Raw genomic sequence first — 20,014 nt, forward strand, 5'->3', positions numbered from 1 at the left:
GCCAACCGTCGAGTACGCGATAAACGTTCGTGAACTGCGTCACAGTTCCGTGACGCATACCACATCCGATATGCTTTTACGGGGCTACGGTATAGCTTCGTGTATGTCAGTACTAACCGAGTCCGCCGTCGGGCACGACGAACTCGCCGTGCTCAAACTCCTCGCACTCGAGGGCGGACTCGAGGGCGACGTCAAGATTTCCTGTTCTCGCCTCGCGGAACGCCTCGACGCGTCGAACCAGACCGCCTCGCGCCGACTGCAACGGCTCGAGAGCGCCGACCTGCTCGAACGCGACACGGTCAGCGACGGCCAGTGGGTCGCGATCACCGAGACCGGCGAGCAGACGCTCCACGCCGAGTACGAGGACTACCGCCGCATCTTCGAGACGGACTCCCGGATCTCCCTCGAGGGGACCGTCACCAGCGGCATGGGCGAGGGTCGCCACTACATCTCCCTGCCGGGCTATCAGCGCCAGTTCGAGGAGCGGCTGGGCTACGAGCCGTTCCCCGGCACGCTGAACGTCGACCTGCGCGAGGACAGCGTCCGCCGGCGCAGCGCCATGGCCTCGCTCGAGCCCGTCCCCATCGACGGCTGGGAGTCCGACGATCGGACCTACGGCCCCGCCGTCTGCTACCCGGCGACGATCGAGACGGCCGAGGGCGACACCTACGACAACGCCTACACCATCGCCCCCGAACGAACCCACCACGACGACGACCAGCTCGAGGTCATCGCCCCCGACAAGCTCCGCGAGGAACTCGGCCTCGAGGACGGCGATCACATCACCGTCTCGGTCGGTGATCGGGAATGACTGGTCACCACGCCGGCCCCCAGTCGAACGCCGAGGGGAGCGCCGCGGGATCGACGAACGCCGCGGGGGCGTTCGAGCACGCCCTCGAGTCGCTTCGCGCGGGCGAACCGATCCTCGTCCACGACGCGGCCGACCGCGAGGGGGAGACGGACCTGATCTACCACGCCGACGCCGTCACGCCCGAGGCCGTTGCCCGACTTCGCAACGACGCCGGCGGACTGGTCTGTGTCGCGCTCGGCCACGACATCGCGGACGCGTTCGAGCTCCCGTTCTATTCGGAGGCCGTCGACCACCCCGCGACGGCCGATCACGAACTCGGCTATGACGACCGCTCGTCGTTCTCGCTGACGGTCAACCACCGCGACACCTACACCGGGATCACCGACGACGATCGGTCGACCACCATCCGAGCGCTCGGCGAAGCCGCCGCCACGCCCGAGACGACCGAGTTCGCCTCGGCGTTTCGGGTCCCCGGCCACGTCCACCTGCTCAAGGGCGCGCCAGACCTGCTGGCCCAGCGCGAGGGCCACACCGAACTCGGCCTCGCGCTGGCCGACGCCGCCGAACTCGCCCCCGCCGTCGTCGTCTGCGAAATGCTCGACGACGCCACCGGCGCGGCGCTCTCGCCGGCCGACGCCCGCGCCTACGCCGACCGCCATGGCTTCGCCTACCTCGAGGGCAGCGAGGTCCTCGAGCGGCTCGGCTAACGATTTCTGCTGCCGTTGGGTTTTGGCCAGACCACCTGCGCTCATCGATCGACTCGAGTGGAACCGCGAACACTTAGTACAGTGGCTTGCAACAGTCCTGATCATGGGATTCGACGAGATGGACGTCGACACGATCTGGATGGACGGCGAGTTCGTCGACTGGGACGACGCGGAGATTCACGTGTTGACCCACGGACTCCACTACGGATCGGGCGTCTTCGAGGGCGCGCGCTGTTACGACACCGACAACGGGCCGGCGCTGTTCCGCTGGGAGGAGCATCTGGACCGGCTCTTCCAGTCCGCCAAGCCCTACGAGATGGACATCGACTTCACGAAAGAAGAGCTCACTGCAGCGACCAAAGCGCTCATTCAGCGCCAAGAGCTTCCCTCCTGTTATATCCGCCCGATCGCCTACTACGGCTACAACTCGCTGGGCGTCAGTCCCAAAGACTGTCCCACTCGCACCGCCATCGCCGTCTGGCCGTGGGGTGCCTACCTCGGCGAGGATGCACTGGAAAACGGCATCGACGTGATGATCTCCTCGTGGCGGAAACACGCCTCGAGCCAGATCCCCACGAACGCGAAGACCTCCGGGCTCTACGTCAACAGCATGCTCGCGGGCGAGGAGGCCCGCCGGAACGGCTACGCGGAAGCGATCGTCCTCAACAAGGAGGGTAACGTCGCGGAAGGCCCCGGCGAGAACATCTTCCTCGTGCGCGACGGCGAACTCTTCACGCCCGGGCTCTCGGAGTCGATTCTCGACGGCATCACCCGTGATTCCGTGATCCAGATCGCGGAGGATCTCGGCTACACCGTCCACGACAATGTCTCCATCTCGCGGGGCGAACTCAACACGGCCGACGAACTGTTCTTTACCGGCTCCGCGGCCGAAGTCACGCCCATCCGCAAAGTCGACAACGTCGTCATCGGGAACGGCTCTCGCGGCCCCATCACGGAAGAGATCCAGCAGAAATTCTTCGAAATTGTCGAGGAGGCCCCCGACGAATACGACGACTGGTTCGAGTACGTCGATATCTAACCCCGCGGTCCCGACAGCGACTCGATTTCGGACTCGCTCTCTGAACGGCCACGCGAGCCGCGTTGCTCTGTTCTTTCGTTTCTCGAGAAACTGCCGTTTGGCCGGGAGCGCGGTTCGCCTAAGCGGCGAACCGCGCGACTCGGGGGAGGGCAGGCGGTTACCCACGTTTGCTGTTCCGCGAGCGAAGCCGCAGGCTGAGTGAGCGGGCCGATGACTGATGTGGAGAGCGCGAAGCGCTCGGAACGGAAGGAAGAGTGCTTTTGATCGAAACTGAGCGGGATCAAAGATCCCGCGAGGTCCAAAAGAGCGCTTCGCGCTCTTTTGAAGATTTTACCGAGGGACAGCGCGCTCGCGACAGGAATCCTGTCGCGAGCGCGCCAGACCGCAGCGTAAAATTTCGTCCTTAGTCGTCGTCCGACCCCGTCGTCTTCGCCTCGTCGATCACGTCGATCGAAACGCCGGCGTCCATGCCCCGGCGGTTGGCGTCGCCGAAGCCGGCACTGAGGACGCGGGTCAGCGCGTCTTCGACGTCTTCGTCGAGTTCCGTGATCCGGTCGGACTCGACCTCGATGACGTAGCCGGTGGTGATGTTCGGCGACGTGGGCAGGAAGAGCACCTCGCGGCCGTCGCTGGTCACTTTGCCCGTTTTGAACGCCGTCATCCGGAGGCCTTGCCACGTCTCGAGTTTGACCGGCTTCTGGAGCGATTCCTGCTCGCCGAAGGCGGTCTCGGCGGCCATTTTCGAGGCGTTGTAGACGACGCGGATGACGGGAACGCGGTTCGCGACGTTGTCGACGAGGCGTTCGACGAGCCCGCCGACGGTCGTCCGCATGAGGTAGCCGACCGAGAACGTGAGAATGATGAAGACGGTCAGGGCGACGATCACCCGCAGAAACTGGGCGACTTGCTCGCGCGTCTGGACGGCTTGCTCGCTTTGGCCGCCGATAAACGCCGTCAGCGCTTCCGGCTTGAGAATGAGGCCGGGCGTGAGACCGGCGACGAGGCCGTAGAGCCAGTAGATCGCGTAGAGCGTGATGAGGATCGGGACCAGAACGATGAGCCCACTCGCGAAATCCCGCTTCCACGAAGCCATGTCCTGGACCTCACACTACTGGCTAATGAGCGCTTCCCTTTGTCGTATCCGTCCGGGAGTCGCCCGCGGACTCGAGGCGCGGCGGTCCGGCTGCGACGCTCCGACAGACCAAATTTCAAGTCGATTCGGTGTGGACAGCGGTGTATGAGCCTCGAGCAGGACCGATCGGGCGAGTCGGCCGATCCGCTGGACCCGTTCCGGCAGTTCGTCGCGCTCGAGCGCGACGTGCTCGTCCTCTCGGCGGCGATGTTCGCGTTCAGTCTCGGCTTTCAGATGACCAATCGGTACATGGCCGAGTACATGTCGGCGCTGGGCGCGTCGGCGGTCGTCATCGGCCTGTTCGGTTCCTTTGGGAACATCATCAGCGCCGTCTACCCCTATCCCGGCGGGGCGATTTCGGATCGAATCGGGTCGCGGTACGCGCTGACCGCCTTCGGTCTCTGCTCGACGGTCGGCTTCGGGATCTGGCTGGTCGCCCCCGCGTTCGCGGATGTCTCGATCGGGTCGACGTCGCTCGCGGTCGTCTTGCTCTTCGTCGGCCTGCTCCTCGCGCAGGCGTGGAAATCCTTCGGCCTCGGGGCGACCTTCGCGATCGTCAAGCAGGCAGTGGCCCCCTCGCAACTGGCGGCCGGCTTTGCGAGCACCGAGACGTTCCGCCGGACCGCCTTTCTCATCGGTCCGCTGTTGGCCGCCGCGCTCTTCTATCCGTTCGGCTCGAGCGACGGGGATATTCTCACCGCCTTTCAGCTAATTCTGCTCGTCGCCGTCGTCTTCGGCGTTCTCGGCACGCTCGTCCAGCACGTTCTCTACAGGCCGGACGAGGACGGCGTCGGCAAGGAGTTCGAGGGCGTCTCGCAGTTGGTCGCCGATCTCCGGGCGATGCCCGCGGAACTCCGCCCGCTGCTCGTGGGCGATACCCTCGTCCGCTTTGCCAACGGGATGGTCTACGTCTTCTTCGTCATCGTCGTCACCCGGTTTCTCGAGGTGGGACTCACGCTGTCCGTGCCGGCGATCGGGACCGTCGATCTCTCGCCGCAGTCGTACTTCGGCGTGTTGCTGGGGATCGAGATGCTCGTCGCCCTGCTGACGATGATCCCGGTCGCCAAGGCCGCCGAGCGGGTCGGGCTCAAACCGGTCGTCGCGCTCGGCTTTGCGGTCTACGCGATCTTTCCGATCCTCCTGATCAACGCGCCGGACAATGCGGCCGTCCTCGCGGCCCTCTTTGCCTTCTCCGGGCTCCGGTTCGCGGGGTTGCCCGCCCACAAGGCGTTGATCGTCGGTCCGGCCGAGCAGGGTGCCGGCGGTCGCGTGACCGGCGCGTACTACCTCCTGCGAAACCTGATCGTCATCCCGAGTGCCGCCCTCGGCGGTCTCCTCTGGGACGGCGTGTCGAACCCGCTGACCGGCACCGAGGTGTTCGCCGGCGATCCGATCGTCGCGTTCAGTCTCGCGACCGGGATCGGACTGCTCGGCACGGCCTACTTCCTGCTGTTCGGCAAGGAGTTCGCGGCGTATCAGTAACCGCCGAATTCGTCTCGATCGGCGTGATTACGGGAGGAACAGCCGGTAGTAGTACGGACTCACGAACCCCTCGATCAGGGCCGCGATCGCCAGCAGAATCCCGATGCCGACGAGCACCCAGAACGCCCGCTCGAGCGCGTCCGCGAAGTCCGTTCGTCCCGCGCGACCGCGCCACGTCCGCCACGCGGTGACGCCGACGGAGATCCCGAGCGCGCTGGCGATGAGGATCGCCGGAATCTCGATGATGCCGTGGGGGACGACGAAGGCGGCGAGTTCGGCCGGATCGACCTCGAGGCGGGCGGTGATTCCCAGCGCGATGCCGTTGAACAGCACGGAAACGATCGCCGGGAGCACGAACGCGACGCCGCCGTAGGCCGTCGTGATCGCGACCAGCCAGTTGTTGCCGAACAACTCGAGTGCGAATGTCGGAGGAAATATTCCCTCGAGCCGGGTTGTGATCGACGCGCTGAACGTGCCGGCAAAGGGGTCGGCGGCCGCCCAGCCCATCCAGAAGCCGAAGAGCCCGATGGCGAGGACGAGCGCGTGGGTCGCCGGGGTGGCCCGGACATACGAGCCAAGTTCGGCCCAGCCGCGCCGGAGTCCGGCCCGGAACTGAGCGCGAAGGGAGCGGGCCGGCGGCTCCGGCGGTGTCAATCGATCCCGGTAGCCGCAGTAGACGGCCGTCTTCAGCAGGTCCAGCGCCGGGAAGACGAGTAGGGCCGAGAGCAGTGACCCGAGCGTGACGACGTCGACGAGCGAGAGCAACCCGGTGACCGTCGACAGGGCGATCATCGCGAGGATCGCCATGGCGTAGTAAAAGACGGCCTCGACCGGCTGTGCGCGAACGAAGCCGGCGGCGCTGCGCAGGGAGCCGAAGACGCCCGCGTCGTCGACGACGATCGCGACCGGTGCGAACGCGAACACCGCTCGGATACCGAGAAGGAGAACGATCGTGAGAAGGCCCGCAAACAGGACGACCGGAACGGAGAGGAGCGCCGAGCCGGTTCCCAGCGAGATCGCGCCGGCGAGCAGCGCCGCCCCGATACCGACGGTGACGAGGACGACGGTCCAACACAGCAACTCGAGGACGAAGAGACCGAGAAACCGCAGCCAGTAGCGTCGCGCCCCATCGAACGCGGCGAGGAGTCCGCGATTGTCACGCAGCCGGCTGTAACAGGCCGAGAGCTGTCCCGCGGCGACGGCGGCCGAAAGCAACGCGAACAGCACCACGCTCGCGCCAATCGTGACCACAGCGAGGATACCGAGCGGGAGCGTCAGGAGTTGATCGAAGACCGGTTCGAGGCCGCTGGCCCACGATTCGACCGCTTCGGGGTCGGCGTTCGGATCGGTCGGGGGCGACTCGAGGTCGGCCAGCGCCGTCCGGATCGTGTCCAGACGGCCGGTCGCCGCCAGAAAGAGGTAGGCGACGGCGATCCCGGCGAACGGGACGACGCGAACGATCGCGGTGATCGCGACGCCGAGGGCGTACACGGGCAGGAGGTCGCCGGGTCGGCGGCGAAGGACGGCGACCACGGCGGCGACGAAATCGGAGAGAGCCATACCGACCGTTGGATCGCCTGTAAGTTAAATGAACGCTCTTCGCACACGTAACATCGACCGAGAGCATCCGGCGGTCCGCGTCTAATTGACGGCTCGAGACTTACGTCGATCGGCGGCGTAGGGCCGCGTATGGTCACTACGATCGACGCTGACCGGCTCGCGGAATTGCAAGACGACGACGCGGACTTCGTCCTCGTCGACACCCGCCCCGCGGACAGCTACGAGTCGTGGCACATCTCCGGGGCGGTCCATTTCCCCTTCGGCCCCGAGGAGGAACTCGACGGTCGCCTCGCGGACCTTCGGGAGACCGTCGGCGACGCCGACCGCGTGATCACCGTCTGTGCGAAGGGTCTCTCCTCGGGCAACCTCGCGACGCGCCTTGAGTCGGCGACCGACGAGTACGACGTCGGGACCGTCGACGGCGGGATGAAAGGCTGGAGCGGGGTCTACGACTGCGTCGAGATCAACCTCGGGGACGGGCTGACGATCATCCAGATCCAGCGCCGCGCGAAGGGCTGTCTGGGGTACGTCGTCGGCTGTGAATCCACGGGCGAAGCCGTCGTCGTCGATCCCACCGCGGACACCGATGAATACGCGATTGCGGCCGAGGCGGCTGGCCTCACTGTCACGGGCATCATCGACACGCACGTCCACGCCGACCACGTCTCCGGCGGTCGCCAGTTGGCCGACGACCTCGAGGTGCCGTACTACCTCGGCGAACGCGCGAGCGAGCGCGGTGTCGAGTACGAGTACACGCCCCTCGAGCGCAACGAGGTGCTGGCGGTCGGCGAGCGCGAACTCAAGGCGCTGTTCGCGCCGGGTCACACGACCGAGATGCTCGCCCTCTTGGTAGACGATCGGGCGGTACTAACCGCCGACACGCTGCACGTCGATTCGACGGGGCGAACGGAACTCGAGTTTAGCCACGACGAGGGCGAAGAAGGAGCCAGACTACTCTACGAGACGCTCCACCGAACGATTCTTACCGAGCCCGAGAGCGTCGCGGTGTTGCCGGGTCACGTGACGGTCACCGCCGACGGCGAGTTTGAACACGGCGCGCCCGGCGAGCCGATTCGAACGACGATCCGCGAGGCCCGGACCGGGATCGATCTGCTCGGGCTCGCGGAAGACGAGTTCGTCGACCGCATGGCCGACGCCGGCGAGACGCCCTCGAACTACGAGGCGATCATCGACTACAACCGCGGCGTCCGCCAACTGCCGCCCGAGGAACGCGTCGAACTCGAGTTGGGCCCGAACAACTGTTCGGCGTGAGGTAACCGGGTTCAGAGCAGCCCACTGGCAGGACTCGCGTCAGCCTACCGCTTCGCGCCGGCGACGCCGCTGCCGATCGCCGCGCCGCAGTCGTTGCACGCGACGAGATAGAACCGCTTCGACGCCGCAAAGAAGCCGGTCGTGGCGTCCATTTCGACGAACTCGACGTCGGTCTTCTCCGAGAGGGTCGCGTCGCATTCGGGGCAGTGGACCATACGCGCAGTTATGATAGCGGTACTATATTTCTTGTCCTCACACTGCGCCGCCTCCGGCCCCACCGGCTTTCGCGCCGGCGACGCCGCTGCCGATCGTCGTGCCACACGCGGCACACGACGCCGTATAGAAGCGTTTGGACGCCGCGATGAACCCCATCTCCGCGTCGGTTTCTGTGAAGTCGATGTCGGCGGCCTCGGTGAGGGTCGTTCCGCAGTCAGGGCAGTGGACCATAGCGATCGAATGTGGTGCCTGCCTGAAATTTGTTGTCCACGTTCCACATCCGAACCGACTGCCTCGGAATCGATCACCGCGAGTACGTCTCGAGACGGCGGATCTCCCCCGCCGACAGGTCGAAGAAGTCAGCAAACTCGAATAACGCCGCTCCGTCATCGATCACGCGGCCGCGAACCGCGACCCGGTCGGCCTCGGCGATCACCGACTCGAGGTCGTGGTCCGTGTCCGGGTTCGGCCGTTCCGTTCGCATGAAATCGATGAACGCCGCGCGGTCCTCGAACGTCCGGTCGGGTCGATGCTGGACGAACTCGGGCGAGAGGAGCGCCTCGAGCGTCTCGTAATCGTGATCGTCGAGCGCGTCGTAGTATCGCCGGACAAGAGCGGCCGAATCCATACCTGACGTTTCGGTGCGACCGACAAAAGTGTGCGACTCTATGGGCGGCTGAGCCGAGGCGAACGTGTGACGTGACCACCGGACCCCGATCGCTGTCGCTCGGGACATTCGTGACAATGAGTAAAAGCGCGACTCGAACGACGGGTGCGGTCCAGTCTCGTCTCGCTGATCGACCGTGTGTTACTCGCAGCCGATGCCGCGCTCCGGCCCGATGGGCTCGTTTTGCTGGGTCCCGCTTTGCTCTGTTTCGTCGGCGGTCTCGCGTGGCACCTCCTGACAGACGGCTGGTGTTCCGACGGGGGCCAGCCTGATAGGGCGCGGAAAACGCTACCCGGACAGTCGGCGGTACTGACTCGCGTTCCGGGGTTCTTTTCTCTCGGCCGGCCGTATCGCCTCGCGTGGAGTGTCACGTCTACTACGAGGGCGACGACGACCCCGAGAAGTGTACCGCGCGTCGCCTCGAGAAGTTCGATAAAGCGATCCTCCATCGATCGATGGGGCAGGTGCCCTACGGGGTCGTGTTGAACCCCCACGCCGAGCAGGCGCTCTCGCCGGCCGATCTCGAGGAGGGGCTGGGGACGCTGGTCGCCCTCGATTGCTCCTGGGAGTCCGCCGAGGAAGCGTCATTTCAGATGCGCGGGGTCCACCGCGCGCTTCCGTTTCTCGTCGCCGCGAATCCGATCAACTACGGTCGCCCGTTCCGGCTGACCACCGTCGAGGCACTCGCCGCCGCGGCCTGTATCTTCGACGAGGAAGAACTGGCCGAGGACCTGCTCGAGCCGTTCCGCTGGGGCGAGACCTTCCTCACACTTAATGAGGAACCGCTCCGGCGGTACAGCGAGTGTACTGACTCGAGCGAGATCGTCGCGGTTCAAGAAGACTATCTGGCCGACGAAGAATAGCCGCGAGCCAGCGGCGACGCGGTCTATTGACGCCCGCTTCCGGCTGGTTCGGATGCGATTCGTTCGTGGCCGTCGGATCACAGCGATTAAATGCCCCACGAGCGAAAGCCGGGTATGGCCAGTTTCGACGCCGCTGAGAAACGGATGCTCGAGAAGATGATCTGCATGCGCTGTAACGCTCGCAACTCCAAGCGAGCCACCCGCTGTCGCAAGTGCGGTTACAAGAAGCTTCGCCCCAAGGCGAAGGAAGCCCGCGCCGCATAATCGACCGCGACGGATCGCTCGATCCGGTTTCTGTCGTTTCTGCCACCATAGTGACGACGTTGGTAGTTTCTACTCCCGCTGGCGACGCCGTCGTCTCGAGAGACGACGCATACCAGTAGTCGGTGACACGGTTTCGTTTTCAGAAGGACGACCGAAAATGGGTCAGAGTCGCTACGCAGAACGCGCTTCGCTAACGAGCAGGTCCCAGGGTGGCGGGATTATTCCGATACTGGTGAGGGCAACAGCAGGAAACCAGTAGAGCGCGACGATTTCGATTGTCAGTCGATCGTGAGTGGACAGGAAGCCGACGAGGACACAGAACGGGAGAACGAAAACGGCCCAAACTGCGACAGTTCGGTATGTGTCCCCCTCCATGAGGATTCGTTCCCCGTCTCAGTTGATGAGTTTTTCCCTCTTTCTTAGCACGTGTTTCAGACTCCGTTCCGAACAACGAAACGGTGCTGCTAGCTACTGGGACCGGCGATCCAACGGTCCGGTCCTACTCGTCGGGATATTTCGGCTCCCGCTTCTCCGCCCGCTCGAGTGCCGTTTCCACGACATCGAGTACGTCGCCGTGGAAGGCCCCACCGTGGCCCGCGTACATGTGTTCGACCCCCTCGGGCATGCGCTCGAGCAGGTCCTCGATGCTCTCGATGAGTCGCTCGCGGGACTGGCCGGCCATATCGGTGCGGCCGAAGCTGCCGTAGTCGAAGGCCCCGTCGTCGTGGACGACCACGTCGCCGGAGAATAGCGATGACTTCGAGACGAATGAGACGTGGTCGTCGGCGTGGCCCGGTGTGTAGACGATGTCGAACTCCTCGTCGCCGATCCGGACCGTGTCGCCGTCGTCGATCGCCTGCGTCCGGGCTGGATGCTCGGCGTAGGCGTACACCTCGGGATCGAAGGCGTCGCGGACGGCCTCGAGTTGGGCGACGTGATCGCCGTGTTGGTGGGTCATCACGACGGCCTCGAGGTCGTCGACGTGGTCGCGGATCTCGTCGACGACGCCGTCCCACGCGCCGGCGTCGACCAGCGTCGCCGTGCCGTCCTCGCCGACGGCGAGGAATGCGTTACACGTGAACGTTTCCGCGTCCTCGGTGACGTGGTGGACTTCCATACCACGACAGTCGACGGCCGGCGGCAAAAACGGTGCTATCGCGGAACTCGACGCTGATCACGTCCCTGCTGTCACCGTCTGACACCTGGCGGATATTTTATGTAGGATTGCCGGACAGTCCGTAGAGCGGCGCTCCCGAACGTGTTGGTCACTTGGGAACCCCTCATAGCTCGGTGACCACGGAATTTTTCAATCGGTATCCCGTAGACGATACTGTATGGGATTCGGGAGCTACGACGAATCCGAGCAACAGGAAGTCGACGCTGATTTTGATGACGACGACGCGGTCAAGTCGGGAGAGAACAGTCACGAGGGAACCATCGAGTTCGAGAACGGCGCGTCTAGCGACGAATTGCTCGATCGACTCAAGGAAATCAAAGACGAGAGCGACTGACGGATGAAGCCCGGGGTGCGGGCGCTGGGTGTCGCCGAATCGTACCGCGGCGATCGCGATCGGGGCCAGACAGAGAGCACGCTCGCCGGTGCCGTCGTCCGGGCCGATCGCGTCTGTGACGGCCTCGCGTACGCCGCCTGTCGCGTCGGCGGCACCGACGGGACCGACGCCGTTATCGGGCTGCTCGAGGACCTCGACCGGCCGGATATTCGGTACGTCCTCCTCGGCGCTATCGCCCCCGCGTGGTACAACATTCTTGACCTCTCGCGAATTCGTGAGGCAGTCGGCCGGCCAGTGATCGCCGTCACCTTCGAGGCCAGCGACGGCCTCGAGACCGGCCTCCGAGACGCGTTTTCCGGCCCCGATCTCGAGGCCCGCCTCGCGACCTACCGAGCGCTGCCGGAGCGACGCGAACTGTCGGTTAACGACGAGACCGTCTACGTGAGACAGGTCGGCCTCGAGGCCGACGAGGCGGCGGCCATCGTCCGGGAATTCATCCCCGAGGGCGGCCGTCCGGAGCCGATTCGGGTCGCCCGACAGGCGGCTCGGGCGGCGGATTCGTACGCACGGTCGCTCGAGTAATGGATCTGCGGCAGGTCCACCGAACCAGCACACCGATAGCAGCCCGTCTCGAAACTCGACGGCCCCGTCCCGAAAGACGTAGGAGGCGACCCGCTGACTCCCACGTATGGGAGAGATGGAGGACCTCTGTGTCACGGAGTGTACGCGCTGTCCGGCGCTCGTCGACTCGCGGAGCCGGATCGTCAACGGTGCCGGTCCCGACGACGCCGACCTCCTCTTCGTCGGCGAGGGGCCCGGAGCCAACGAAGACGAGCAGGGCGAGCCGTTCGTCGGCCGCAGCGGCACCGTCTTAGACGACGGCCTCCGGAACGTTGGCCTCGAGCGCGGTGATATCCGCATCACTAACTGCGTGCGCTGTCGTCCCCCCGAAAACCGCGATCCGAAGAAGGACGAACTCGCGAACTGTCGGGGCTACCTCGAGCGAGAGATCGCCGCGCTCAATCCCGAGGTGATCGTCACGCTGGGGAAGGTGCCGAGCGAACACCTGCTCGAGCGGTCGGTCGCTGTCACGAAGGAGGCGGGCGATCTCGCCGAGATCCGGATCGACGGCGCGCCGCGGCGGCTGCTGATCTGTGTCCACCCGGCGGCGACGCTGTACGATCGCAGTCAGGAGGAGACGTTCGAGAACGCCTTACAGCGAGCGGCCGATCTCGCGGGCGTCGCAGACAGCGAGGGCGGACAGTCCCGCCTCGACGGGTTTTGAACCTGGACATAGCCGGAGCCGACGCGGAGTCACGACGGGTTGCGCGAAGGGTAATTCACTTTACCACGCCCCACCGAGTACGCGTATGAGCACTGTTTCGTCTCCGCAGGAGGAATCCCTCGCGTCCGTCGTCATCGTCGACTACGGGCTGGGGAACCTCCGCAGCGTCACGCGCGGCTTAGAGCGCGCGGGTGCCGACGTCGAAATCACGGACGACCCCGCGGCGTTCGCCGCGGCCGACGGCGTCGTCCTGCCAGGCGTCGGCGCGTTCCGCGAGGGCGTCGAAAACGCCGACCCGCTCCGCGAGGACCTCCTCGAGGTCGCCGAAAACGGCACCCCACTCTTCGGCATCTGTCTCGGAATGCAGATGCTGCTCACGACGAGCGAAGAGGGTGACAACGACGGCGAGTCGGCCGTGCAGGGACTCGACCTGATCCCGGGAACCAACGTCCGGTTCGCGGAGGGGCAGAAGGTCCCCCACATGGGCTGGAACGAACTCCACGTCGAGCGCGAGCACCCCCTGGTCGAGGGCGTCGATGGGAACTACGCCTATTTCGTTCACTCCTACTACGCGGTTCCCGACGATCAGAACGCGACGGTCGCGATGACGGACTACGAACTCGAGTTCCCCTCGATCGTGGCCAACGAGGCAGGCAACGTCTTCGGCACCCAGTTCCACCCCGAGAAGAGCGGCGAGACGGGGCTGCAGATCCTGCGGAATTTCGTCGAAATCTGCGCCGAGGAGTAGTCGAGCGGAGCCGACTGCAAACGACTATCGGAACGTCCGGCCTTTTGTCCCGATTGTGTGCGAGTGAAAACCGGCGATTCATCCGAAGAAAAAGCAGAGTGCTGACGGACTGTGGGTCCTGTAGAGGTCGTCAGAGCGTAACGGATGTTCATAGAGCGGCGAATCGAGGGGATTCTCCGGCCGTCACTCCATCGAGAGCGACCACGTCCCGGCGGCTTCGACCGTCACGAAACCGACGCCGTCGATATCGAACGTCGTCTCGCCCTCGAACTGATCGAGTTCGTTGAACACGAGTTCCGAAAAGAGGTCCTCTTGGGGAAGGATTTCGACGATGAAGTTCCCTTGGCCCTCGTGGCTTCCGTTCGCTTGGCCGAGTCCGTCGAACAGAAACGGGCCGTCCCATGTCGACCCCTCCCCCTCGAGTTCGACCGGTAACGAATCGGCTTCGTCCGCAGTCGACCGCGGTTGTCGGATCTCGATTTCCCATTCCCCGTCAGCGTCGATATCCAGTAGATACGTCCCCTGTTCCGCGAGCACGCCCGACGCGCCGTCGTACTCCCCGATCGCGTTGATCAGCAATTCCTCGTAGCCGTTATCCGTCGGAATCAATTCGACGATGAAGTTCACCTCGCCGTCGTGAACGGCCTCGGCGATGGTCACACCGCCCTCGAGTTCGAACTCGTCGGTGACGGTCGCACCCGTTCCGCCGACTGTGAGCGGATCTGGTTCGTCTTCCGACTGGGTGTTGGCCGTTCGTCTCGTGGTTGCGGCTGTTCCGGACGAACCAACGATCGGAACGGTCAATCCGAGACTAGCGGTGAGGTAGCGTCGTCTTTTCATGCGATAACAACCCACATGCAACGTCTTCAAATGCTACTCATATCGTTAGTGAGAGTCGTTCGTGTTGGGATGTAAGACCGTTCACCGACCGATTTCCGCAGCCGGCCGCAGAGACGTTATATGAGGTCGCGGACTTCCGAGTACCACATGTCGTGGTAGTCGACGTGGCCGACCCGGCGCGCGATCGCGACCGCCAAGGAGTGCCAGCAGCGCTCGGTCGGGTCGTCGGCATCGAGGTTGTACTCGCTGTCCTTGCAGGTACAGCCGCCATCCTCGACGATGTACTCGTCGTCGTAGCCGACGACGATCGTGAAGTCGCGGTAGGCTTTCACGCGGTTTTCGCCGACGGCTTCGATGGCGCGAACCCCGCGATCGCCGTGGATCTCCGAGATCTCGCCGACGATCTCCGGCGTCAGCTCGCCGGCTTCCTCGAGAGCAGCCTGCCATCGCTCGACGGGGTTGGCCTTCGGCACGTCCGTGACTGTGCACCGAACTGTAAAATCGGTTTGGTTGTGTCGCCGCGGCGGCGGGACGACCGACGCGCCCTGTATGCAATCGGCCGCCGATGCGGGAGTCGCGCTTGGATCGATCGCCCGCTCTCCGCTCGCTCGAGACGGCGACGTGGCAGAGCGGTGGACTGTCGGGCGAACTGTCCGGCAGAATCCAAAAACCGGCTCGCTGGGAAATGGGAATACTGGTCGCGCAGCGACGAATACCGTCTCGAGTCAGCGGACTCGGATCGATCACGGCCCTCGACGCGCTCTACGTTGCGCTCGTCTCGGGTTTCATCGGCGTCCCGGGTCTCGTATCCGTCCGAGACCACACCGTTTTTCGCCCGGTACCGACGAGACGTGGTATGCGCGTCACCGAGGGCGGGGTCGAACTCGAGGTCCCCGGCGAGCAGACGGAGGGCATCGAGGAGGCGGTCTTCTACAACCCGCGACAGGAGTTGAACCGGGATCTGACGATCGCGACGCTGCGGGCCTACCGCGAGCGCGAGGACCGCGCCACCTCCTATCTGGACGCGATGACCGCGAGCGGCGTCCGCGGGGTGCGAGCCGCTGCGGACGGCTGGGACGTGACCTGCTGTGATGTCGACGAGGAAGCGGTCGACCTCGCGCGCGAGAACCTCGAGCGGAACGACTGCGAGGCGGCGACCGTCGAACACTGGAACGTCAACGCTCTCATGCACGACTCGACGTTCGACGTGATCGATCTCGATCCCTTCGGGACGCCGATGCCCTTCGCCGACGCCGCGTTCGCGAACTGCCGCGACCTGCTCTGCGTGACTGCGACCGACACCGCACCGCTGTGTGGCGCACACTTCAACAGCGGCGTCCGCTCGTACTCCGCGGTACCCCGAAACACGGACTATCACGCCGAAATGGGCGTTCGAATCCTCATCTCGGCGCTCGCGCGCAGCGGCGCGCGCTTCGACGTCGGCGTCGAGCCGATCCTGACCCACGCGACCAGCCACTACGTCCGGACCTACCTCGAGCTGACCCACAAGCCCACGGCGGCCGACGCCGCGATCGACGAGTTAGGCCAGCTCTATCACTGTGAAGACTGCCTCTACCGCGAGGCCGACCCCGGACTGATCGCGGACCCGCTCGAGACGTGTCCCCACTGCGGCGGCAATCGGATGCTCACCGCCGGGCCGGTCTGGCTCGGGGCCGTCCAGGATTCCGAGTTCATCGCCGCGGTTCGCGACGAGATCCCGTACACGTTCGATACCGCACCGGCGGCGCGGGAACTCTGTGACACGCTCGCGGCGGAACTCGACGAGCCGACCCACTACGACCAGCACAAACTCTGTCGGAACTGGGGGCTGCCCGCGAACGCGATGGACGACTTCTTGGCCGATCTGCGCGAGGCGGGCTATGCGGCCTCTCGAGCCCACTACGGCGGGACGACGTTCAAGACGGACGCGAGCGTCGGCGAGATCCGCGCGGCCACCGAAGGGAACCTCGACTGAACGGCCGGGGCCGAATCCCGGTGTCGCCTCGCGTCCGCTACTCGAGGTCAGCGTAGAGGCGAACGAGTCCGCACTCGGGACAGCAGACGCCCTGGAGTTCCGCCCTGTTCTCCAGCCCGATCGTTCCCAGCAGCCCGTCGCGTTTCCCGGTGGTAATCAATAGTCGACTCGACTCGGTGTCGCGGACCTTCGTTTCCTCCATCGTCACGCCGCAGTCGGGACAGCGTCGTTGCTCCATGCGGTGTTATTAGACGGTCGACATAATGAAGCTCATCGTTTGCGTGATCGTCACGAAATCACGGAGACGACCGATAGCGAGACGCCGTCTCCGGACCGCTCGAAACCGACCGCTACAGGTCGCCGGGCCACACTGGATCGAGAGTACGGACGGTCCATTCCGACGTAACGTCCCGTTAGGGGCCTGTGCGCTGTGATTACATATTGGGCGGTACCTCGAACGGCGGGTCGTGATCGATCGGGGACGAGGGGTGGACCTGACAAGACGAGTCCTTCGGCTCGCGAAGGACCAGCAGCTGACGCTGCTGGCGGCCGGGGTTGCCTTCTACGGCTTCCTCTCGTTGGTACCGCTCATGTTGCTTGCGCTCGGTCTCGCGGCGTCGATCGGCGGCGAGGCCCTCGCGGACCGCCTCTCCGCCGCCGCGACTGACATCCTCACCGTCCAAGCACAGACGCTGCTGGCCGACGCCGTCACCGACGAGACCGGGCGGCGCGGGGCGACCGTCGTCGGCATCCTCGGCCTGCTGTGGGGCTCGAGCCGCGTCCTCTGGGGGCTCGATCGGGCCTTCTCGCAGGTCTACGGGACGGTCGGCGAGAAGTCGCTGCTGGATTCGATCTGGGACGCGATGATCGTCTCAATCGTCATCGCGGTCGGTCTCGCGCTACTGGGAGCACTCGAGTTGGTCGTTCGGGTCCTCCCGGGGCTCGAGGTGACGATCGCGGTCGTGGGACAGCTGTTCGTCGTCTTGGGGCTGTTCGTCACCTTTCTCCCGCTGTACGTGATCTTCCCGGATGCAAACGTCAGGATCCGCGAGGCCGCCCCGGGGACGGTCATCGCCGCGGTCGGCTGGTTCGTCCTGAGCCGGACGTTCTCGCTGTATGCCGGCCTGCTGTCGGAGTACGCGGTCTACGGCGCGCTCGGGGCCGTGTTCCTCGTCCTCGTCTGGCTGTACGTCGGCGCGATCATCCTCGTCTTCGGCGCGGTCCTCAACGCGGCCCTCGCCGACCGTGAAGTGGATCGGCAGCTACAAAGTCCCGGACATCGACAGATTTCGACAGAAGCGATGACCGACGACGCTACGGGTGCCGACGAGGGAGCCACGGAGGACCGCGCGAGCGACCGTGCGACCGCGAGGAGCGCCAGCGCCCGAACGCGCGATCGTTCGGACGACCCCGAGGTGCTCCGCGAGGAGATCGAGCGGCTGCGCGACCGCGTGGACGCCTTCGAAGACGATGTCGAGAACAGGACCGTCCGAAAGGAGTCCCTCGAGGGCGAACTCAAGCGCTACGTTCGACGACGGGTACGACGCGGCCACGCCCACGACTGGGGACCCTACCTCGTCTTGCTGTACGGGACGGCGATGTCGATCGCCGCGTTCTACTTCCTCGCGGGGCTCTGGGCGATCCTCGCGATGATCGTCGTCTGGACCTCGACGCTCGGCGTCTACGTCCTGATGGTCCTGTTCGGCTTCGGTATCTCCCTGCTCGGGATTCCCGGCCGCGTTCGGAATATGATCGGCGACCGCCGCTCCTGATCGCGCGCACGTAGCCTTCGCATCCTGCCGGCTCCCGTCCCACGCGCGGATCTTCGATTTCGTCCTCGAGTCCGCACAGTTCGACCGCCCCATAGCGACTCGACCACTGCTTCATCGCGACTCGAATCGACAGTCTTGCCGCTCGAGCGGGGTCGTCATCGAGTCGCTCGCTGCGTAGCGTCGCCGAGTACCGTTACCAGCGCCGATCACTGCCGCGTGGGGACGGCCTGCCGGACGAACCGTCGCACTCGGTCCGTGTAGGTCGCCGGACGGTGGAGGTTACAGATGTGACCGGCACCGGCCAGCACTTCGACGCGGCCGTCTCGGGCCGCGCCGGCGTGGGCCTGCTCGCCGCGGCGCATGAGCTTGTCGTTTTCCCCGTTAAGAATCAGCGTCGAGCCGGGATAGCTCGAGAGCTTCGCCCGGAAATCGACGCCCGCGATGTCCGGGCCCGCGTCGCCGAACTGCTTCGGATAGAAGCCCGAGTCGATGATCTCCCGCTCGATGTCCGGCGGGAGATTCCGGTTTCGGACCCAGCGTGCCGCGAGTTTCTCGCCGGCGCGTTTCCCGAGGTCGGGTTTGGTCAGGAGTCGCGTCACGCCGCCGGTCAGTCGCGTGCCGAGCGCCATCGTGTTCACCGGGTTGACGCTGCTACCCGACAGCACCAGCGCGTCGACATCCCCGGGGTTGCGGTAGGCGTACTCGGTCGCCGCGTACCCGCCCAGCGAGAGCCCGACGAGCACCGCCGAGCCGTCGACGTGGGCCTCGAACACGTCCTCGAGAACGTCGATCGCCGGGGCCATTCGGAACGGCTTGCCCGCGCGGGTCCCGTGACCCGGCAAATCGGGCGCGACGATGTGGTACTCCTCGGAGAGTTCCCGTTGCTGGGGCAGCCACATTTTCCGCGTGAACATCGCGCCGTGGACGAACACGATCGACTGTGCGTTCGACGGACCGGCGACGTCGACGCCCTCGACGCCGTCGCCCTCGCCTCTCCAGTTCATAGCTGGTGTGCGTATCACGAGGAGCGGCTTAGTAGGCCGCCCGGCGAATCACGGCGAAGCGCGGAACCGAATCCGGTGTCGACGCGAGTTTTGAACGCTACTCGTCCCCGCTCTCGTCAGAACCGGATGCGGACCCGGATTCGGGGTCCGTCAGCGACTCCGTTTCGGGCTCGTCCTCGAGTCCCCGCGCGCCGTCCTCGGTCGTCGGGCCTCGATCGGTCGCCTCCGTCTCGCGGAGCGTGTCTGGATCGACTGCGGCGTCAGTACGATCCGACTTGTCCTCGGGGTCGACGCTCGCGTCGGTCCGTCGCGGGTTCTCGTCGATCTCCGCCGCTGTACTGGCTTGCCCGTCGTCGGCGGACCCCGACGAGAACTGCGGATCGCGGTCGGCCAGTTCGGTCGGGTCGGCCTCCATCCCGCGGCTCCGCTTCTCGATCGCATCTAACTCCTCGGTGGGAGGGTGACCGTCATCGTCGGCCATGTCCTCCGCGATGTCGGTCTCGTCGATCCCGCTCATACTGCCCGCGGGTTCCGTCTCCGGTCCGTCGGACGCCGAGCCGTCGTGCTCGAGACCGGAATCGGTCGGCGAGTCGTCCTGAATCGGCAGTTCGCCCTCGAGTCGGACCGCGTCGTCGGTGATCTCCCGAACCGATTCCCGGTCGAGCATGATTGTTGTCTCGGCTCCCTCCCAGCCGAGCGAGGATTTGATCGACTCGACGGCCGACGGGTCCGGCCTGACGCGGGCAACGTCCCCCTCGGCGGCCGCGACGACCCCGACCGCCTCGCCGGCAGCGTTCTCGACGGGCTTGTCGATGTCGTCGTCCGAAAACGTGGCGCACATACCGTCGGCTACCGCGGCTCGAGGC

General features: G+C 65.3%; 24 protein-coding genes. 13 read left to right on the top strand and 11 right to left on the bottom strand.

What is annotated here, in order from left to right; genetic code table 11:
• The first annotated feature begins 103 nt into the window (after positions 1–103).
• From C489_RS10075 to C489_RS10085, 3 genes are all read left to right on the top strand, one after another.
• A complete protein-coding gene (locus C489_RS10075) occupies positions 104–811 on the top strand; it encodes a DUF120 domain-containing protein (protein WP_006431139.1) in 708 nt (235 codons plus the stop codon).
• Entirely contained in the window at positions 808–1,518 is a 711-nt protein-coding gene (gene ribB / locus C489_RS10080) for a 3,4-dihydroxy-2-butanone-4-phosphate synthase (RefSeq protein ID WP_006431140.1), read from the top strand. Before C489_RS10075 ends, ribB begins: the two co-directional genes overlap by 4 nt.
• Positions 1,519–1,621: 103 nt before the next feature.
• Positions 1,622–2,557, top strand: a complete 936-nt coding sequence (locus C489_RS10085) for a branched-chain amino acid transaminase (RefSeq protein ID WP_006431141.1) — start codon at positions 1,622–1,624, stop codon at positions 2,555–2,557.
• A 403-nt stretch (positions 2,558–2,960) separates the two neighbouring features.
• Here C489_RS10085 and C489_RS10090 read toward each other — a convergent pair whose 3' ends face one another.
• Positions 2,961–3,650 carry a DUF502 domain-containing protein gene (locus C489_RS10090; RefSeq protein WP_006431142.1) on the bottom strand — a complete coding sequence of 230 codons (690 nt, stop codon included), beginning with the start codon at positions 3,648–3,650 and terminating at the stop codon, positions 2,961–2,963.
• Between the two features lie 144 nt (positions 3,651–3,794).
• Between C489_RS10090 and C489_RS10095 the strand changes: the two genes are divergently transcribed.
• Entirely contained in the window at positions 3,795–5,171 is a 1,377-nt protein-coding gene (locus C489_RS10095) for an MFS transporter (RefSeq protein ID WP_006431143.1), read from the top strand.
• Positions 5,172–5,198: 27 nt separating this feature from the next.
• Here the strand turns inward: C489_RS10095 and C489_RS10100 are convergent, their stop codons facing one another.
• Positions 5,199–6,731: a stage II sporulation protein M gene (locus C489_RS10100; RefSeq protein ID WP_006431144.1), complete on the bottom strand. Its 1,533-nt coding sequence runs from the start codon at positions 6,729–6,731 to the stop codon at positions 5,199–5,201.
• A gap of 129 nt (positions 6,732–6,860) precedes the next feature.
• On the opposite strand from C489_RS10100, the gene C489_RS10105 reads away from it, so the two are divergent.
• On the top strand, positions 6,861–8,003 hold the full coding sequence (locus C489_RS10105) for an MBL fold metallo-hydrolase (RefSeq protein ID WP_006431145.1): 1,143 nt from the start codon (positions 6,861–6,863) through the stop codon (positions 8,001–8,003).
• Positions 8,004–8,047: 44 nt separating this feature from the next.
• Here C489_RS10105 and C489_RS22150 read toward each other — a convergent pair whose 3' ends face one another.
• The 3 genes from C489_RS22150 to C489_RS10115 all read right to left on the bottom strand — a co-directional run bounded on the left by C489_RS22150 (position 8,048) and on the right by C489_RS10115 (position 8,847).
• Positions 8,048–8,218: a hypothetical protein gene (locus C489_RS22150; protein ID WP_006431146.1), complete on the bottom strand. Its 171-nt coding sequence runs from the start codon at positions 8,216–8,218 to the stop codon at positions 8,048–8,050.
• A gap of 37 nt (positions 8,219–8,255) precedes the next feature.
• Positions 8,256–8,450 carry a hypothetical protein gene (locus tag C489_RS10110; protein ID WP_006431147.1) on the bottom strand — a complete coding sequence of 65 codons (195 nt, stop codon included), beginning with the start codon at positions 8,448–8,450 and terminating at the stop codon, positions 8,256–8,258.
• 73 nt (positions 8,451–8,523) lie between these two features.
• Complete coding sequence (locus tag C489_RS10115) at positions 8,524–8,847, bottom strand: nuclear transport factor 2 family protein (RefSeq protein ID WP_006431148.1); 324 nt, start codon at positions 8,845–8,847, stop codon at positions 8,524–8,526.
• Between the two features lie 398 nt (positions 8,848–9,245).
• Between C489_RS10115 and C489_RS10120 the strand changes: the two genes are divergently transcribed.
• Positions 9,246–9,749 (top strand): DUF367 family protein, encoded by a 504-nt coding sequence (locus C489_RS10120; RefSeq protein WP_006431149.1) that lies wholly within the window; start codon positions 9,246–9,248, stop codon positions 9,747–9,749.
• Positions 9,750–9,863: 114 nt separating this feature from the next.
• Positions 9,864–10,013 (top strand): 50S ribosomal protein L40e, encoded by a 150-nt coding sequence (locus C489_RS10125; RefSeq protein WP_006185565.1) that lies wholly within the window; start codon positions 9,864–9,866, stop codon positions 10,011–10,013.
• A gap of 499 nt (positions 10,014–10,512) precedes the next feature.
• Here C489_RS10125 and C489_RS10135 read toward each other — a convergent pair whose 3' ends face one another.
• Positions 10,513–11,130: an MBL fold metallo-hydrolase gene (locus C489_RS10135; RefSeq protein ID WP_006431151.1), complete on the bottom strand. Its 618-nt coding sequence runs from the start codon at positions 11,128–11,130 to the stop codon at positions 10,513–10,515.
• A gap of 217 nt (positions 11,131–11,347) precedes the next feature.
• Here C489_RS10135 and C489_RS10140 point away from each other — a divergent pair, with 217 nt between their 5' ends.
• From C489_RS10140 to hisH, 4 genes are all read left to right on the top strand, one after another.
• On the top strand, positions 11,348–11,524 hold the full coding sequence (locus C489_RS10140; protein WP_006431152.1) for a DUF5786 family protein: 177 nt from the start codon (positions 11,348–11,350) through the stop codon (positions 11,522–11,524).
• Positions 11,525–11,527: 3 nt separating this feature from the next.
• On the top strand, positions 11,528–12,106 hold the full coding sequence (locus C489_RS10145) for an endonuclease dU (RefSeq protein ID WP_006431153.1): 579 nt from the start codon (positions 11,528–11,530) through the stop codon (positions 12,104–12,106).
• Between the two features lie 106 nt (positions 12,107–12,212).
• Positions 12,213–12,809, top strand: a complete 597-nt coding sequence (locus C489_RS10150) for a uracil-DNA glycosylase (protein ID WP_006431154.1) — start codon at positions 12,213–12,215, stop codon at positions 12,807–12,809.
• A gap of 85 nt (positions 12,810–12,894) precedes the next feature.
• Entirely contained in the window at positions 12,895–13,557 is a 663-nt protein-coding gene (gene hisH / locus C489_RS10155) for an imidazole glycerol phosphate synthase subunit HisH (RefSeq protein WP_006431155.1), read from the top strand.
• A 183-nt stretch (positions 13,558–13,740) separates the two neighbouring features.
• Here hisH and C489_RS10160 read toward each other — a convergent pair whose 3' ends face one another.
• Together C489_RS10160 and C489_RS10165 are read right to left on the bottom strand one after the other, a co-directional pair.
• The gene (locus tag C489_RS10160) at positions 13,741–14,397 is read right to left on the bottom strand and encodes a hypothetical protein (protein ID WP_049890768.1); all 657 of its coding nucleotides are present in this window, start codon (positions 14,395–14,397) and stop codon (positions 13,741–13,743) included.
• Positions 14,398–14,513: 116 nt separating this feature from the next.
• Entirely contained in the window at positions 14,514–14,870 is a 357-nt protein-coding gene (locus C489_RS10165) for a hypothetical protein (RefSeq protein ID WP_006431157.1), read from the bottom strand.
• Positions 14,871–15,253: 383 nt separating this feature from the next.
• Between C489_RS10165 and C489_RS10170 the strand changes: the two genes are divergently transcribed.
• Positions 15,254–16,372, top strand: a complete 1,119-nt coding sequence (locus C489_RS10170) for a tRNA (guanine(26)-N(2))-dimethyltransferase (RefSeq protein ID WP_049890779.1) — start codon at positions 15,254–15,256, stop codon at positions 16,370–16,372.
• Positions 16,373–16,409: 37 nt separating this feature from the next.
• Here the strand turns inward: C489_RS10170 and C489_RS10175 are convergent, their stop codons facing one another.
• A complete protein-coding gene (locus C489_RS10175) occupies positions 16,410–16,610 on the bottom strand; it encodes a hypothetical protein (protein ID WP_006431159.1) in 201 nt (66 codons plus the stop codon).
• A 250-nt stretch (positions 16,611–16,860) separates the two neighbouring features.
• On the opposite strand from C489_RS10175, the gene C489_RS10180 reads away from it, so the two are divergent.
• The gene (locus C489_RS10180; RefSeq protein ID WP_006431160.1) at positions 16,861–18,144 is read left to right on the top strand and encodes a YihY/virulence factor BrkB family protein; all 1,284 of its coding nucleotides are present in this window, start codon (positions 16,861–16,863) and stop codon (positions 18,142–18,144) included.
• A 206-nt stretch (positions 18,145–18,350) separates the two neighbouring features.
• Here the strand turns inward: C489_RS10180 and C489_RS10185 are convergent, their stop codons facing one another.
• Both C489_RS10185 and C489_RS20815 read right to left on the bottom strand, forming a co-directional pair.
• Complete coding sequence (locus C489_RS10185; protein WP_006431161.1) at positions 18,351–19,148, bottom strand: alpha/beta fold hydrolase; 798 nt, start codon at positions 19,146–19,148, stop codon at positions 18,351–18,353.
• A gap of 97 nt (positions 19,149–19,245) precedes the next feature.
• Positions 19,246–19,989, bottom strand: coding sequence for a hypothetical protein (locus tag C489_RS20815; RefSeq protein WP_006431162.1), 744 nt, complete (start codon positions 19,987–19,989; stop codon positions 19,246–19,248).
• Positions 19,990–20,014: the final 25 nt, after the last annotated feature.

Origin of the sequence: Natrinema versiforme JCM 10478, assembly GCF_000337195.1 — an archaeon.
Lineage (GTDB): Archaea > Halobacteriota > Halobacteria > Halobacteriales > Natrialbaceae > Natrinema > Natrinema versiforme.

Bases quoted from the DNA above. Each gene is read 5' to 3' on its own strand.
- C489_RS10075 (WP_006431139.1), top strand. From the start codon at position 104: ATGTCAGTACTAACCGAGTCCGCCGTCGGGCACGACGAACTCGCCGTG.
- ribB (WP_006431140.1), top strand. From the start codon at position 808: ATGACTGGTCACCACGCCGGCCCCCAGTCGAACGCCGAGGGGAGCGCC.
- C489_RS10085 (WP_006431141.1), top strand. From the start codon at position 1,622: ATGGGATTCGACGAGATGGACGTCGACACGATCTGGATGGACGGCGAG.
- C489_RS10090 (WP_006431142.1), bottom strand. From the start codon at position 3,650: ATGGCTTCGTGGAAGCGGGATTTCGCGAGTGGGCTCATCGTTCTGGTC.
- C489_RS10095 (WP_006431143.1), top strand. From the start codon at position 3,795: ATGAGCCTCGAGCAGGACCGATCGGGCGAGTCGGCCGATCCGCTGGAC.
- C489_RS10100 (WP_006431144.1), bottom strand. From the start codon at position 6,731: ATGGCTCTCTCCGATTTCGTCGCCGCCGTGGTCGCCGTCCTTCGCCGC.
- C489_RS10105 (WP_006431145.1), top strand. From the start codon at position 6,861: ATGGTCACTACGATCGACGCTGACCGGCTCGCGGAATTGCAAGACGAC.
- C489_RS22150 (WP_006431146.1), bottom strand. From the start codon at position 8,218: ATGGTCCACTGCCCCGAATGCGACGCGACCCTCTCGGAGAAGACCGAC.
- C489_RS10110 (WP_006431147.1), bottom strand. From the start codon at position 8,450: ATGGTCCACTGCCCTGACTGCGGAACGACCCTCACCGAGGCCGCCGAC.
- C489_RS10115 (WP_006431148.1), bottom strand. From the start codon at position 8,847: ATGGATTCGGCCGCTCTTGTCCGGCGATACTACGACGCGCTCGACGAT.
- C489_RS10125 (WP_006185565.1), top strand. From the start codon at position 9,864: ATGGCCAGTTTCGACGCCGCTGAGAAACGGATGCTCGAGAAGATGATC.
- C489_RS10135 (WP_006431151.1), bottom strand. From the start codon at position 11,130: ATGGAAGTCCACCACGTCACCGAGGACGCGGAAACGTTCACGTGTAAC.
- C489_RS10140 (WP_006431152.1), top strand. From the start codon at position 11,348: ATGGGATTCGGGAGCTACGACGAATCCGAGCAACAGGAAGTCGACGCT.
- C489_RS10145 (WP_006431153.1), top strand. From the start codon at position 11,528: ATGAAGCCCGGGGTGCGGGCGCTGGGTGTCGCCGAATCGTACCGCGGC.
- C489_RS10150 (WP_006431154.1), top strand. From the start codon at position 12,213: ATGGGAGAGATGGAGGACCTCTGTGTCACGGAGTGTACGCGCTGTCCG.
- hisH (WP_006431155.1), top strand. From the start codon at position 12,895: ATGAGCACTGTTTCGTCTCCGCAGGAGGAATCCCTCGCGTCCGTCGTC.
- C489_RS10160 (WP_049890768.1), bottom strand. From the start codon at position 14,397: ATGAAAAGACGACGCTACCTCACCGCTAGTCTCGGATTGACCGTTCCG.
- C489_RS10170 (WP_049890779.1), top strand. From the start codon at position 15,254: ATGCGCGTCACCGAGGGCGGGGTCGAACTCGAGGTCCCCGGCGAGCAG.
- C489_RS10175 (WP_006431159.1), bottom strand. From the start codon at position 16,610: ATGGAGCAACGACGCTGTCCCGACTGCGGCGTGACGATGGAGGAAACG.
- C489_RS10185 (WP_006431161.1), bottom strand. From the start codon at position 19,148: ATGAACTGGAGAGGCGAGGGCGACGGCGTCGAGGGCGTCGACGTCGCC.
- C489_RS20815 (WP_006431162.1), bottom strand. From the start codon at position 19,989: ATGTGCGCCACGTTTTCGGACGACGACATCGACAAGCCCGTCGAGAAC.